At 70.5% G+C, this 13,931-nt stretch carries 10 protein-coding genes; 3 read left to right on the forward strand and 7 right to left on the reverse strand.

Annotation, left to right across the window (positions count from 1 at the left end; all coding sequences use genetic code 11):
- Nucleotides 1-75: 75 nt before the first annotated feature.
- Nucleotides 76-3,165, reverse strand: a complete 3,090-nt coding sequence (uvrA, locus tag PUR26_RS21195) for an excinuclease ABC subunit UvrA (protein WP_329874017.1) — start codon at nucleotides 3,163-3,165, stop codon at nucleotides 76-78.
- A 194-nt stretch (nucleotides 3,166-3,359) separates the two neighbouring features.
- Here uvrA and PUR26_RS21200 point away from each other — a divergent pair, with 194 nt between their 5' ends.
- The 3 genes from PUR26_RS21200 (at nucleotide 3,360) to PUR26_RS21210 (ending at nucleotide 6,168) form a co-directional block, all read left to right on the forward strand.
- Complete coding sequence (locus tag PUR26_RS21200; protein ID WP_329874018.1) at nucleotides 3,360-4,055, forward strand: maleylpyruvate isomerase family mycothiol-dependent enzyme; 696 nt, start codon at nucleotides 3,360-3,362, stop codon at nucleotides 4,053-4,055.
- A 10-nt stretch (nucleotides 4,056-4,065) separates the two neighbouring features.
- Nucleotides 4,066-4,722 carry an MBL fold metallo-hydrolase gene (locus PUR26_RS21205; RefSeq protein ID WP_329874019.1) on the forward strand — a complete coding sequence of 219 codons (657 nt, stop codon included), beginning with the start codon at nucleotides 4,066-4,068 and terminating at the stop codon, nucleotides 4,720-4,722.
- Between the two features lie 153 nt (nucleotides 4,723-4,875).
- On the forward strand, nucleotides 4,876-6,168 hold the full coding sequence (locus tag PUR26_RS21210) for an MFS transporter (RefSeq protein WP_329874020.1): 1,293 nt from the start codon (nucleotides 4,876-4,878) through the stop codon (nucleotides 6,166-6,168).
- Nucleotides 6,169-6,209: 41 nt separating this feature from the next.
- Here the strand turns inward: PUR26_RS21210 and PUR26_RS21215 are convergent, their stop codons facing one another.
- The 6 genes from PUR26_RS21215 to PUR26_RS21240 form a co-directional block, all read right to left on the reverse strand.
- Complete coding sequence (locus PUR26_RS21215; RefSeq protein ID WP_329874021.1) at nucleotides 6,210-6,512, reverse strand: hypothetical protein; 303 nt, start codon at nucleotides 6,510-6,512, stop codon at nucleotides 6,210-6,212.
- A 124-nt stretch (nucleotides 6,513-6,636) separates the two neighbouring features.
- The gene (locus tag PUR26_RS21220; protein ID WP_329874022.1) at nucleotides 6,637-7,665 is read right to left on the reverse strand and encodes a TerC/Alx family metal homeostasis membrane protein; all 1,029 of its coding nucleotides are present in this window, start codon (nucleotides 7,663-7,665) and stop codon (nucleotides 6,637-6,639) included.
- A gap of 245 nt (nucleotides 7,666-7,910) precedes the next feature.
- Entirely contained in the window at nucleotides 7,911-9,872 is a 1,962-nt protein-coding gene (locus PUR26_RS21225; RefSeq protein WP_329874023.1) for a TerD family protein, read from the reverse strand.
- Nucleotides 9,873-10,003: 131 nt separating this feature from the next.
- Entirely contained in the window at nucleotides 10,004-10,570 is a 567-nt protein-coding gene (locus PUR26_RS21230; protein WP_329874283.1) for a TerD family protein, read from the reverse strand.
- Nucleotides 10,571-10,752: 182 nt separating this feature from the next.
- Entirely contained in the window at nucleotides 10,753-12,906 is a 2,154-nt protein-coding gene (gene uvrB / locus PUR26_RS21235) for an excinuclease ABC subunit UvrB (RefSeq protein ID WP_329874024.1), read from the reverse strand.
- 60 nt (nucleotides 12,907-12,966) lie between these two features.
- Nucleotides 12,967-13,842 carry an MHYT domain-containing protein gene (locus PUR26_RS21240; protein ID WP_329874025.1) on the reverse strand — a complete coding sequence of 292 codons (876 nt, stop codon included), beginning with the start codon at nucleotides 13,840-13,842 and terminating at the stop codon, nucleotides 12,967-12,969.
- Nucleotides 13,843-13,931: the final 89 nt, after the last annotated feature.

The raw sequence follows: 13,931 nt of genomic DNA on the forward strand, positions 1-13,931 counted from the left end.
GCGCCGGCGGGCCCGGCACGCGACGAGGCGGCCCCCTCACCTTTCGGTGCGGAGGGCCGCCTCGTGCCGTCCGGGTCAGCTGTTGCGCGTCCGGGCGGTCTGCTTCTTGGCCGTCGTGGACTTGGCGGCCGACTTCTTCGCCGCCGCCGGCTTGGCCGTGCCCGACTTCGCCGCCGTCGACTTGGCCGTCGCCGTCTTGGCCGTCGCCGTCTTGGCCGTCGCCGTCCGCTTCGCCGGAGCCGTACGCGCGGCGACCGCCTTCTTGGCCGTCCGCCCGCGCGCGGGAGCGGCGGCCGGCGCCACCTCCGCGTCGCTGATCCGGTCCGCGCCCAGGATGTCGCGCAGGAACTTGCCGGTGTGGCTGGCGGGAACACTCGCGACCTGCTCGGGCGTGCCTTCGGCGATGACGAGACCGCCGCCGCTGCCACCCTCCGGGCCCATGTCGACGACCCAGTCGGCCGTCTTGATGACATCGAGGTTGTGCTCGATGACGATCACCGAGTTGCCCTTGTCGACCAGGTTCGACAGCACCTTGATCAGCTTTGAGATGTCCTCGAAGTGGAGACCGGTGGTCGGCTCGTCCAGCACGTACACCGTGCGACCCGTGGACCGCTTCTGGAGCTCGGAGGCCAGCTTCACCCGCTGTGCCTCACCACCGGAGAGGGTCGGTGCGGACTGGCCCAGCCGGACGTACCCGAGGCCCACCTCGTTGAGCGTCTTGAGGTGACGGGCGATGGTCGGCACGGCCTCGAAGAAGTGCAGGGCCTCCTCGATCGGCATGTCCAGCACCTCGGCGATGGACTTGCCCTTGTAGTGGACCTCCAGGGTCTCCCGGTTGTACCGCGCACCGTGGCAGACCTCGCACGGGACGTACACGTCCGGCAGGAAGTTCATCTCGATCTTGATGGTGCCGTCGCCCGAGCAGTTCTCGCAGCGGCCGCCCTTGACGTTGAAGGAGAACCGCCCCGGCAGATAGCCGCGGACCTTCGCCTCCATCGTCTCCGCGAAGAGCCTGCGGACATGGTCGAAGACGCCGGTGTACGTCGCCGGGTTCGACCGGGGCGTCCGGCCGATGGGCGACTGGTCGACGTGGACGACCTTGTCGACCAGGTCGTCGCCGTCCACGCGCGTGTGCCGGCCCGGTACGGACTTGGCACCGTTGAGCTCGCGGGCCAGGTGCGTGTACAGGATGTCGTTGACCAGGGTCGACTTGCCGGAACCGGAGACACCCGTGACGGCCGTCAGGACCCCGAGGGGGAACGACACGTCGATGTCCTGCAGGTTGTTCTCGCGGGCGCCGTGCACGGTGAGCCGGCGGGCCGGGTCGACGGGCCGGCGGAGGTCCGGCGTCGGGATGGACCTCGCCCCGGACAGGTACTGCCCGGTCATCGACTCCTTGTTGGACAGCAGCTGCTTCAAGGGGCCGGAGTGGACGACCTTGCCGCCGTGCTCACCCGCGCCCGGGCCGATGTCGACGACCCAGTCGGCCACCTTGATGGTGTCCTCGTCGTGCTCCACGACGATGAGCGTGTTGCCCATGTCGCGCAGCCGGACGAGGGTCTCGATGAGCCGGTGGTTGTCGCGCTGGTGGAGACCGATGGACGGCTCGTCCAGCACGTACAGCACACCCACCAGGCCGGAGCCGATCTGGGTGGCGAGCCGGATGCGCTGCGCCTCACCACCGGAGAGCGTGCCTGCCGCGCGGTTCAGCGACAGGTAGTCCAGACCCACGTCGACCAGGAAGCGGAGCCGCTCGTTGACCTCCTTGAGCACCCGCTCGGCGATCTTCTTGTCGCGGGCGTTCAGCTTCAGCTCGCCGAGGAACTCGGCGCACTCACTGATGGACATGCCGGAGACATCGGCGATGGACTTCTCCATCACGGTGACCGCGAGGACGATCGGCTTGAGCCGGGTGCCCTCGCAGGTCGGGCAGGGCACCTCGCGCATGTAGCCCTCGAAGCGCTCCCGGCTGGAGTCGCTCTCGGCCTCGCTGTGCCGCCGCTTGACGAAGGACACGGCGCCCTCGAAGGCGGGAGTCGTGTACGCCCGCTCCCTTCCGTACCGGTTGCGGTAGCGGACCTCGACCTGGGTCTTGTGTCCGTACAGCAGGGCCTTCCTCGCCCGCTGCGGCAGTCCGGCCCACGGCATGTCGGTGGAGAAGCCGAGCGCCTGGGCCAGTCCGCCGATCAGCCGGCCGAAGTACTCCTTGGTGTGCCCGTGGGACCAGGGGTGGATGGCCCCCTCGTCGAGGGAGCGCTCCTCGTCGGGGACGATGAGCTCCGGGTCGACCTCCATGCGGGTGCCGATGCCGGTGCAGTCGGGGCAGGCGCCGAACGGCGAGTTGAAGGAGAAGGAGCGCGGCTCCAGCTCCTCGAAGGAAAGGTCGTCGTACGGGCAGTACAGGTGCTCCGAGTACATCCGCTCGCGCTCGGGGTCGTCCTCGGGGAGGTCGACGAAGTCGAGCACGACCATGCCGCCGGACAGGCCGAGGGCGGTCTCGACGGAGTCGGTGAGCCGGCGCTTGGCGCTGTCCTTGACGGTGAGGCGGTCGATGACCACCTCGATGGTGTGCTTCTCCTGCTTCTTCAGGGTGGGCGGCTCTGCGAGCTGGATGGTCTGCCCGTCCACCCGCGCACGGCTGTAGCCCTTGGTCTGGAGGTCGGAGAAGAGGTCCACGAACTCGCCCTTGCGCTCGCGCACCAGGGGCGACAGGACCTGGAAGCGGCTGCCCTCGGGCAGCTCCAGCACCTTGTCCACGATGGCCTGCGGCGACTGCCGCGAGATGGGACGGCCGCACTCGGGGCAGTGCGGCTTGCCGATACGGGCGAAGAGCAGCCGCAGGTAGTCGTAGACCTCGGTGATGGTGCCGACGGTCGAGCGCGGGTTGCGCGAGGTCGACTTCTGGTCGATCGAGACGGCCGGGGAGAGGCCCTCGATGAAGTCGACGTCCGGCTTGTCCATCTGGCCGAGGAACTGCCGGGCGTACGAGGAGAGCGACTCGACGTAGCGGCGCTGCCCCTCGGCGAAGATCGTGTCGAAGGCGAGGGACGACTTGCCCGACCCCGAGAGCCCGGTGAAGACGATGAGGGAGTCGCGCGGAAGGTCGAGCGAGACGTTCTTCAGATTGTGCTCGCGCGCGCCACGGACGATGAGACGGTCGGCCACGCCGGTCCGCACCTTTCTTGAGAGAAGCGGGGGCACAGCCCCCGTCCCAGACTGTTCCAGCCTATGGGGGCCGCCAGATCGATGAATGCCTGACTTTCAACTATGCCTCTACCGAGCGTATAGCACGCGCATTCGATTTACGGCCGCGCGCTGCCACCTTCACCCGATCGAGTGGCGGCGCTAGGGTCGGCGCCATGATCGACCATGTGCACGACCTGGCCTCTGTACGTGAGGCGACCGATCGGCTGCTCACCGCGGCGGCCCGAACCGACGACGCGGCCGTCGCCCAGCCGTCCCGGCTTCCCGGCTGGACCCGTGGCCATGTCCTCGCCCACCTGGCCCGCAACGCCGACGCGCTCCTGAACGTGCTCCAGGGCCGCCCCATGTACGCCAGCGCCGAGCAGCGCGACGCGGACATCGAGAGCGGGGCGCCCCGCGCCCTCGCGGTCCACCTCGACGACGTCCGCCGGAGCGCCGGCCTCTTCCAGGCCGAGGGCGACGTCCCGGCCGACTGGCGGCGCACGGTAGAGCTGCGCAACGGCGTGACCGACCGGGCCGCCCGGATCCCCTTCCGCCGCCTCGTCGAGGTCGAGCTCCACCATGTGGACCTGGACATCGGATACGAGCTGGAGGACCTGTCCGCGGAGTTCACCGAGCGGGAGATCGACTTTCTCGCCGACCGCTTCTCCTCCCACCCTACGGTGCCGCCGACGCGTCTGGTCGCGACGGACGGCGACGGGCGCCGGGAGTGGCGCACCGGTGGCGAGGAGGGCGCCGAGGTGACCGTCTCGGGCCCTTCGCCGGAACTCCTCGGCTGGCTGGCCGGGCGCCGCGACGGCGCCCGTCTCGACGCCTCGGGCGGCCCCCTCCCCGTCCTGCCGCCGCTATAGGCTTGCGGCCATGACGTACCACGGAGCGGTGAGGGTCGGCGGACCCGCGGATGTGCACGAGCTCACGGACCTGATGATCTCCAAGGTCGCGGTCGGCCCGATGGACAACAACTCCTATCTGTTGCGTTGCCGTGCCACCGGCGAGCAGCTGCTGATCGACGCGGCGAACGAGGCCCCGACGCTGCTCCGGCTGATCGGCGACGACGGCATCGCGTCCGTCGTCACCACGCACCGGCACGGAGACCACTGGCAGGCCCTCGGCGACGTCGTGGCCGCGACCGGTGCGCGCACATACGCCGGGCGGTACGACGCCGAGGGCATCGACGTGCCGACGGACGTGCCGGTGGAGGACGGGGACACCGTCCGGGTCGGCCGGGTCGGGCTCACGGCCCGGCGGATGGTCGGTCACACGCCCGGCTCGATCGTGCTGGTCTACGACGACCCGCACGGCCACCCGCACGTGTTCACCGGCGACTGCCTGTTCCCCGGCGGCGTGGGCAACACGCACAAGGACCCGGACGCCTTCGCGTCCCTGATCCTGGACGTCGAGACGAAGCTCTTCGACGTCCTGCCGGACGAGACCTGGGTCTACCCCGGGCACGGCAAGGACACCACGCTGGGCGCCGAGCGCCCCCACCTTCCGGAGTGGCGCGAACGGGGCTGGTGAGCCGGAGGCGCGGGCGGTCGGTCCACGGCCGCCGCGCCTCCGCACGCCCCGTAACCGACGGATCTCCCGGGCAGTTGGCGCGGCATGCGCCAGAGTCACACTGCCTCTCCTCCGCCTCCCCGGCCTCCCGGTTCCTCTTCCCCTTCCCCTTCCATGGGGCGGCTCGCCACCGCCGCGCTGGCCGGGACGGCCGTCGAGTTCTACGACTTCTTCGTGTACGGGACCGCCGCCGCGCTGGTCCTGGGCCCGCTGTTCTTCCCGACCTTCTCGCCGGTCGCCGGCACCCTCGCGGCGTTCGGCACGTTCGCGATCGGCTTCCTGTCCCGTCCGATCGGCTCCGCGCTCTTCGGCCACATCGGCGACCGTTACGGGCGCCGGCCGGTGATGTTCGCGTCCCTGATGCTCACCGGCGCGGCCACGGTCGCGGTGGGCTGCGTGCCCTCGTACGCGACGCTCGGGGTGGCCGCCCCCGTCCTGCTGCTGGTGCTGCGGTTCCTGCAGGGCCTGGGGCTCGGCGGGGAGTGGGGCGGTGCCGTGCTGCTGACGGCCGAGCACGCGCCGGAGCGGCGTCGCGCCCTGTGGGCGAGCTTTCCGCAGATGGGCCCGCCGGTCGGGTTCCTGCTGGCCAACGGGGTGATGCTGGGCCTGTCGGCGTGGTTGAGCGATGCCCAGTTCCGGGAGTGGGGCTGGCGGGTGCCCTTCTGGGCGGCGGGACTGCTCGCGGCCGCCGGGCTGCTGCTGCGCAGGTCGCTGCACGAGACGCCGCAGTTCAAGGAGCTGGCCGAGACGGGGAACCGGTCGAACGCCCCTCTGATGGAGGTGGCGCGCGGGCACTGGCGGCTGGTGCTGCTGACGGCCGGGGCCCTGGCGATCGGTTACGCCGTGTTCTACACGGTCTCGACCTGGGCGCTGGCCTACGGCACCGAGCGGCTCGGCATCAGCCGTACGGTGATGCTCGCCTGCATCATGGCGGCGGTGGCCGCCAAGGCGGTCGCCACGCCGTTCCTCGCGATGCTCGGCGACCGGTACGGCAGACGGCCGCTGTGCCTGGTCGGCTGCGCGGCCACGGCGCTGTGGATGTTCCCGATGGTGGCCCTGCTGCACACGGCGCGGCCACCGCTGATCTTCCTGGGGCTCACCGTCGCGCTGCTCGCCTTCATCACGATGTTCTCGGTGGTCGCGGCCTATCTCGCGGAGCTCTTCGAGCCGCGGGTACGGTGCACCGGCGCCGCGGTCGGCTACAACCTTGCGGGTGTGCTGGGCGGGGCCCTGACGCCGATCGTGGCGACGGCCGTGTCGGGCGGGGAAGGGGCCCCCTGGGGCGTGGCCGCCTATCTGACGGGCATCGCGCTGCTCAGCCTGGGATGCTTCGCCCTGCTCCCCGAGACGCTGCCCGCGCGGGTACGGGAGTCCGAGTCGAAGCCGGAGACCGCCGCGGCCGCGTGAATCCCGGGAGCCTCGCGCGAGCCCACGCCCCCGGACGCGACCTAGCGCACATCCTCCCGCACGAGGACGTCGCAGTCGGTGAACACGGGGGCGCGGCTGCACTGAGCACCGATCGCGCGGGCCATCTCGGTGGTCTGCGGGTCCCCGCTGTTGCGCATGGCCGCTTCGTGGGAGTCGAACTCGACGATCATCAGATAGCGGTTCGGACGGGCCCGGTCCTTGAGCACCGTCCGGTGCCGGGGACCCCCCTCTCCCCCGGCCATCCGGGCCCGGCGCTGCTGGAGCACGGCCTCCACCTCGTCCATGCGCTCGGTTTCGAGGTCGATGATCTGCGCGAACCTCATGACGGCCTCCGCCTGCGTGCTGCCCCGGGCATCGGGGCGTCCACCGTCCAAGCAAACACCGGCCGGGGCGGGCCGCAGCGCGAGCCCGCCCCGGCCGGTGCGGAGCTTCCCGGGTCGAGGGCCGTCAGGCCTCGATGCTGTCCTTGGCGTCCTTGCCCGCGCCGTCCACAGCCGCGCCGTCCTCGCCGGCCTGCTCGGCCGCTTCCCGCTCGGCCTGCTTCTTGGACGCGATCAGGCTGGTGATCGTGGTGATGACCAGCACACCGCAGATGACCGCGAGCGAGACCGGGATGGAGATCTCGGGCACGTGCACCCCGGACTCGTGCAGCGCGTGCAGCACCAGCTTCACGCCGATGAAGCCGAGGATCACCGACAGGCCGTAGCTGAGGTGGACCAGCTTCTTCAGCAGACCGCCGATGAGGAAGTACAGCTGCCGCAGACCCATCAGGGCGAAGGCGTTGGCGGTGAAGACGATGTACGGGTCCTGGGTCAGACCGAAGATCGCGGGGATGGAGTCCAGCGCGAACAGGACGTCGGTCGTGCCGATGGCCAGCATGACGACCATCAGCGGAGTCAGCACCCGCTTGCCGTTGTTCCGGATGAACAGCTTGGTGCCGTGGTACTTGTCGGCGACACCGAACCGGTTCTCGATGGACTTGAGGAGGCGGTTCTCCTCGAACTCGTCCTCCTCCTCGTCCGCGCGCGCCTCCTGGATGAGCTTCCAGGCGGTGTAGATCAGGAACGCGCCGAAGATGTAGAAGACCCAGGAGAAGCTGGCGATGATCGCGGCACCGGCGGCGATGAATATCGCGCGCAGGACCAGGGCGATCAGTACACCGATCAGCAGTACCCGCTGCTGGAGGTGGGAGGGCACCGCGAACTTCGCCATGATCAGGACGAAGACGAACAGGTTGTCGACACTGAGCGACTTCTCGGTGATGAAGCCGGCGAAGAACTCGCCGGACGCCTGACTCTCACCGAAGAAGAGAAGGCCCAGGCCGAAGAGGGCGGCCAGCACGATCCAGACGACCGTCCAGGTACCGGCTTCCTTGACCGACACATCATGGGGCTTGCGCCCGATGAAGAAGTCGACAGCGATCAGGGCACTCAGACCAAGAATGGTCAGCACCCACATGGTTATCGAAACGTCCACTGCGCCTCCGGCTTCGTACGGCTACTGATCAGCGTCGTCGCTGCCGGAGGTCTCTTCCACCCGGACGTCCCCGCGCTTTTCGCTGGGCCGCACCATGGGCCGGCGCCCCGGGATCAGGTCTCTGTCTGACCGTCCGTACTGACGGGCACGCCGCACGTGGGAGTACTCCCCTCCGCTCGAAGAACAGTACCCCAATCACCAAGGGAAGGTAAAGGGAACGGTAAAAGAAGCACCAAGTGCCCAGGTCAGCGTCGTCTGTAGTTCCTGGCCTCGACCACCTGGGAAAGCACCTGCCGCAGCACGCCGCCGTCCGGGGGCAACAGGGGCGGTTCGTACGTCCAGGCATGCCCCACCCAAGGATCGGCCAGGTGGTCGTCCGGTACGGGGGTGAGGCGCAGCAGCGAGCGCCAGAGCGGGTCGAGCACGGGGCCGTACTCGGCGGCGTCCTCCCGGTCCGCGACCATCAACAGGTGCACCCCGACGGCGGGGCCCTCGTCGGCCAGGTAGCGGAGCTGGTTGACGGCCCGGTCGTCGAAGCCGTGCGGGAAGTCGTTGACGATCAGCAGCTGCTGGGCGGTGTCCAGCTCGGGAGGCAGCGCGTCGGCGGCGCCGCTGCGGACCGCCATCTGCACCAGGTCCACGCGCTGGGTGAGCTTCGCCAGGACGGCCGAGACACCCGCGGCGCCGGCGGCGGGAAGCGCGGCGAGCGCTCCCGCTCCCGCCAACGGGGCGAGCGAGTGCGCCGCCGAGCCCGCCGGGTCGATGACATGGACGGCGAACTCGCCCACCGGGTGGACGGCGATCAGCCGCGCCGCATGGGCGACAGCCGTGTCCATCGCGAGTCTGCGCAGCCGGTGGTCGTCCAGGAAGGCCGCGGCCTGGGAGCCGGCGCGGCCGCTGTCCACCCAGAGCCCGCGCTCCAGCGGCAGCCGCACCAGCATCGGGATGCGCAGGTCCGTGCGCTCGGGCAGATGCAGGTCGCCGAGGCGCAGCGCCATCGGGGACTCCGCAGGGACCCGGTAGTCCTTCCATGCCTGGCTGTGCCAGCTCGCGAACGGGGCCGGGAGCGCCGGTTCGACGACCTCCGACTCGGCCACGAGCTGGGCGAGGTCGCGGTCGAGCACCTCACGGGCGCGGGCGGCCAGCTCGTCGCGCCTGGCCTGGGCCTCCGCCCGGGCGGTGTCGCCGGCGGAGCCGATCCGGACACGCGGATCGGTCAGGAGGCGGTCGAGCTCCTGGTCCATACGGGAGTCGGCGAAGTCGACGGCGCTGCGATGGGCCGCGACGGTGCGTGCCAGGTCCTCGAACATGCCCCAGACCTGGTTGTAGAGGCGCTCTTCCATGGACCAGCCGGTGGCGTCGCCCGCCACCGGTGGGGCGGGGCGCCCGGCCGGCGCGGTCTCCGCGGGCGCCGGCGGGGGCGGTGGAGCGGCCGCCCGGCGGCGGGGGTGGGAGTAGTCGACGGGGCTGTCGGTGCCGAGGGCGGGAGCGACGGCCGGCACGGGCCGAGAGCCGTCCACCGGCTCCGGCCGCGGCGGCGGGGCGGCGGGGAAGGCGGGCGAGGCGGTGGCGTCGCCGGGAGCTGCCGAAGGGGCGCCCTGGCGGATGCGGTCGGCCTCGGGGGCGCGGGGCGGCGGCGGGGCGACGGAGCGGGTCAGACCGCGGGCGACCGCTGCCTGGACGGTGCCGGCGAGTTCCGCCGCCCGGTCGATCCCCTGGTCGGCGAAGAGCGCGGCGAGTCCGCCCGCGTATCCCTGTCCGACGGAACGGACCTTCCAGGCGCCCTGCCGGCGGTAGACCTCCAGCGCGACGACGGCGGACTCGCTGTCGAGCCCGGTGAGGGTGCAGCGGACGATCCCGGTGCCGTCCAGTCCGGTGACCGTGACGGTGGGGGCCGGCAGGGCGCCGAAGCGGGAAGGTCCGCCGGCCCCCTGGACCAGCGCGAGCAGGACCGTCACCCGGTGCACCGAGGGAGGCAGGGCGCCGAGGTCCACGGCGAGCCGGTGGTCCGCGGCGGCCTGTTGGGACACCTCCAGGCCCGGCAGGGCGGGCGAGCCGGGGTGGGCGACCCACTCGACGCCGTGCACCGTGCCCTGCTCGTCGCCGAGCGTGGCGCCGGCCATGACCGGCGCGCCGGCCGACACCCGGATCTCGAGTCGGGCGTGGGACAGCGGGTGGTTCTCTCCCCTGACCAGCTCGGCCGTCATTGCCTGTGTCCCCTCGGTCGTCAGCGGGCGGCTCCCGGCGGCCCGCTGCCTCCGGGAGCCGCCCGTACGCGATACGTGCGGAAATGCGCGGGGCGGGCCGTGCTGCGCCCTGCCTGCCCTGCCTCTGCCGCCTACAGGTGCGGCAGGATCGACGGCATGAGGTCCTGGAACGTACGGCCGTTGGCCGGGTTGCCGAGGGCCGTCATCTGCCAGCCGGAACCGGCCCGGTGCACCTTCGCCATGATCTGCGCGGTGTACTGGCCGCCGCCGTCCAGGGTGTAACGCGCGAGCTCCTGGCCGTTCGTCTCGTCGACGATGCGGCAGAAGGCGTTCTGCACTTCCTGGAAGGTCTGGCCGGTGAACGAGTTCACCGTGAAGACGATCTGGTCGATGTGGACCGGGACCCGCTGGAGATCGACGAGGACCGCCTCGTCGTCACCGCCCTGGCCGACGCCGCCCACCAGGTTGTCGCCGGTGTGACGCACCGATCCGTCGTCGCTGACCAGGTGGCGGAAGAAGACCACGTCCACCGGCTGCTTGTCGGCGAAGAGCACCGCCGAGGCGTCCAGGTCGATCTCCCGGGTGCGCGAGCCGAACAGGCCACGGCGCGGGGCCGCCTGCCAGCCGAGGCCCATGCGCACGGCGGTCAGGGTGCCGCCGCCCTTCTTCTCCAGGCTGATGGCCTGGCCCTTGGTCAGATTGACGCCCGGCCCTCCGGTCGCCCCGCCCTTGGATACGTCCACCACGCGCTGTCCCCTTCCCTTGCGTTCCCCCGCGGCCGTCTCTGCGTGCGGTTGCTCAGCACCCTACGCAGCGGGGCCGGGACGGCCGCGGGCCGGTCCGCTTTTGTGTCGGTGTTGCAACACATCTGCGCGGCGGGTCAGGCGATGCCCGCCTCCTTCATCTGTCGCAGCTCCTTCTTCAACTCGCTCACCTCGTCGCGCAGGCGTGCGGCGACCTCGAACTGGAGCTCCGCGGCGGCGGCGCGCATACGGTCGGTCATCTCCTCGATGATCCCGGCCAGTTCGGCCGCCGGGCGGTCGCTGACGATGTCGCCCTTGCGGGCACCCGCCTTGGCACCCTTGCCGGCCGCTGCCCTGCCGGTCGTCGCGTGCGCGGCGAGCGAGGGCACGGGAGTCTTGGCGCCCTTGCCGTCCTTGCCCTGCCGGTAGCCGGTGCCGAGCAGTTGCTCGGTGTCGACCTCCTCGCGCGCGATGGTCGCGACGATGTCGTTGATCTTCTTGCGGAGCGGCTGGGGGTCGATGCCGTTCGCGGTGTTGTAGGCGACCTGCTTCTCGCGGCGGCGGTTCGTCTCGTCGATCGCCTGCGCCATGGCCGGGGTGACCGAGTCGGCGTACATGTGGACCTGACCGGAGACGTTTCGGGCGGCACGGCCGATGGTCTGGATCAGTGAGGTGCCGGAGCGCAGGAAGCCCTGCTTGTCCGCGTCGAGGATGGCCACCAGGGAGACCTCGGGCAGGTCGAGGCCCTCGCGGAGCAGGTTGATGCCGACCAGGACGTCGTACTCGCCGGCCCGGAGCTCGCGCAGGAGCTCGATCCGGCGCAGGGTGTCGACGTCGCTGTGCAGATAACGGACCTGGATGCCCATCTCCAGGAAGTAGTCGGTGAGGTCCTCCGCCATCTTCTTGGTGAGGGTGGTCACCAGGACCCGCTCGTCCTTCTCCGTGCGCACCCGGATCTCATGCACCAGGTCGTCGATCTGGCCGTGGGTGGGCTTGACGACGATCTCGGGGTCGACAAGGCCGGTGGGGCGGATGATCTGCTCGACGAAGCCGTCGGAGCGGGAGAGCTCGTACTTCCCGGGCGTCGCCGACAGATAGACGGTCTGGCCGATCCTCTCCTGGAACTCCTCCCACTTCAGCGGACGGTTGTCGAGCGCGGACGGGAGCCGGAAGCCGTGGTCGACGAGGGTCCGCTTGCGGGAGGCGTCACCCTCGTACATGGCCCCGATCTGCGGCACGGTCACATGGGACTCGTCGATGACGAGCAGGAAGTCCTCGGGGAAGTAGTCAAGGAGGGTGTTGGGCGCGGAACCGGGCGCCCGGTCGTCGAAGTGCATCGAGTAGTTCTCGATGCCGGAGCAGGACCCGATCTGGCGCATCATCTCGATGTCGTACGTGGTGCGCATCCGCAGCCGCTGGGCCTCCAGCAGCTTCCCCTGCTTCTCCAGCTCGGCCAGTCGCTGCTCCAGCTCCCGCTCGATGCCGTTGACGGCCTTCTCCATGCGCTCGGGGCCCGCGACGTAGTGACTCGCCGGGAAGACGTACAGCTCACGGTCGTCGCTGATCACCTCGCCGGTGAGCGGGTGGAGGGTGGAGAGCGCCTCGATCTCGTCGCCGAACATCTCGATGCGGACGGCGAGCTCCTCGTAGACCGGGAAGATCTCGATGGTGTCGCCGCGGACCCGGAAGGTCCCCCGGGTGAACGCGAGGTCGTTCCGGGTGTACTGGATGTCGACGAAGCGGCGCAGCAGCTGGTCCCGGTCGATCTCCTCGCCGACCTTGAGCGGGACCATCCGGTCGACGTACTCCTGGGGCGTGCCGAGACCGTAGATGCAGGAGACCGAGGCCACGACGACCACGTCACGGCGGGTCAGCAGCGAGTTGGTCGCGGAGTGGCGCAGCCGCTCGACCTCCTCGTTGATCGAGGAGTCCTTCTCGATGTAGGTGTCCGACTGCGGGACGTACGCCTCGGGCTGGTAGTAGTCGTAGTACGACACGAAGTACTCGACGGCGTTGTTCGGCAGGAGCTCGCGGAACTCGTTGGCCAGCTGGGCGGCGAGCGTCTTGTTCGGCGCCATCACCAGGGTGGGCCGCTGAAGCTTCTCGATCATCCAGGCCGTGGTCGCCGACTTGCCGGTACCGGTGGCACCCAGCAGGACGACGTTCTTCTCGCCCGCCCGGACGCGCCGGTCCAGGTCGGCGATGGCCGCGGGCTGGTCACCGCTGGGCTGGTAGGGGCTGACGACCTCGAAAGGCGCCACCGAGCGTTCGATCTTGGAAACTGGCCGCATGCAACAACGGTACGACTCGCCACTGACAGTCGGGCCGCCCGCGGTGCGGCGGGGCGCGTGTCAGCGGTGCCGGGACCGCTCCCGACGGCGCGGCGGCCGGGCCGCCGACCAGTTGGCGGGCTCGCCGTAGGAGTACTCCCGGGGCAGGGCCCGGACGCCGGGGAGGGACCCTCGCGCGGCCCGCCGCGTGCCGCCGCCCGGCTCGCCCGTCACCAGCAGCGGATCGAACATCACCACGACTCCGGCGAGCAGCAGGAACATCACCGGCCCGATGAGCATCGGGGCGAGCAGGGAGGTCGCCGGCTCGCCGCCGGGAGCCGCCGGGGCGTCGCCGTGCAGATGGACGCTGACCGCCGCCATGCCCGCGTAGTGCATGCCGCTGACGGCGATCCCCATCACCAGGCTGGCTCCGAGGCTGGGCAGGAAGCCCTGGACCGACACGGCGGCCCAGAGCGCCGACGTCGCCGCGACGACGGCGATCACCACGGAAAGGGCGACGGTGGAGGTGTCGTAGTCGATCCGTCCCTGGAGCCGCATTCCGGCCATGCCGAGGTAGTGCATGGTCGCGATCCCGAGTCCGGTGATGGTGCCACCGGTGATCAGTGCCAGGGGGGTGGCGCCCCGGTAGGCGACGATGACGAGCCCGATGCCGACCATGACGACCGCGACGACGAGGCTGGCGAACGTGACGTCCAGGTCGTAGCCGATCGGCGCCTGGGCGACGGTGAAGCCCATCATCGCGATGAAGTGCATGGTCCAGATGCCGGACCCGATGGAGGCGGCGCCGAGGGCCAGCCAGCCGCGCTTGAACGGCCCTCCGTCGCGCAGTGATCTCATGGTGCAGCGCAGGCCCAGGGCTCCGCCCAGACATGCCATGAGGAAAGCGGCCACCGGCGTGAAAAGGCCGTAGCTGAATCCGTCCACCGTGCCCTGCATACCCGTATGCCCTTCGCCCCTCGTGCCCCGCCGCCCGGAAGAGCAGTCGGCCGTCATGCCCGTACCGGGCCGGTGTCCGCTTCGTGGCA

It is taken from the genome of Streptomyces sp. SP18CS02, from assembly GCF_036322365.1.
GTDB lineage: Bacteria > Actinomycetota > Actinomycetes > Streptomycetales > Streptomycetaceae > Streptomyces.

Coding starts and splice junctions, on each gene's coding strand:
- PUR26_RS21205 (WP_329874019.1), top strand. CDS start 4,066: ATGACGTACCACGGAGCGGTGAGGGTCGGCGGACCCGCGGATGTGCAC.
- PUR26_RS21240 (WP_329874025.1), bottom strand. CDS start 13,842: ATGCAGGGCACGGTGGACGGATTCAGCTACGGCCTTTTCACGCCGGTG.
- PUR26_RS21215 (WP_329874021.1), bottom strand. CDS start 6,512: ATGAGGTTCGCGCAGATCATCGACCTCGAAACCGAGCGCATGGACGAG.
- PUR26_RS21225 (WP_329874023.1), bottom strand. CDS start 9,872: ATGACGGCCGAGCTGGTCAGGGGAGAGAACCACCCGCTGTCCCACGCC.
- PUR26_RS21200 (WP_329874018.1), top strand. CDS start 3,360: ATGATCGACCATGTGCACGACCTGGCCTCTGTACGTGAGGCGACCGAT.
- uvrB (WP_329874024.1), bottom strand. CDS start 12,906: ATGCGGCCAGTTTCCAAGATCGAACGCTCGGTGGCGCCTTTCGAGGTC.
- PUR26_RS21210 (WP_329874020.1), top strand. CDS start 4,876: ATGGGGCGGCTCGCCACCGCCGCGCTGGCCGGGACGGCCGTCGAGTTC.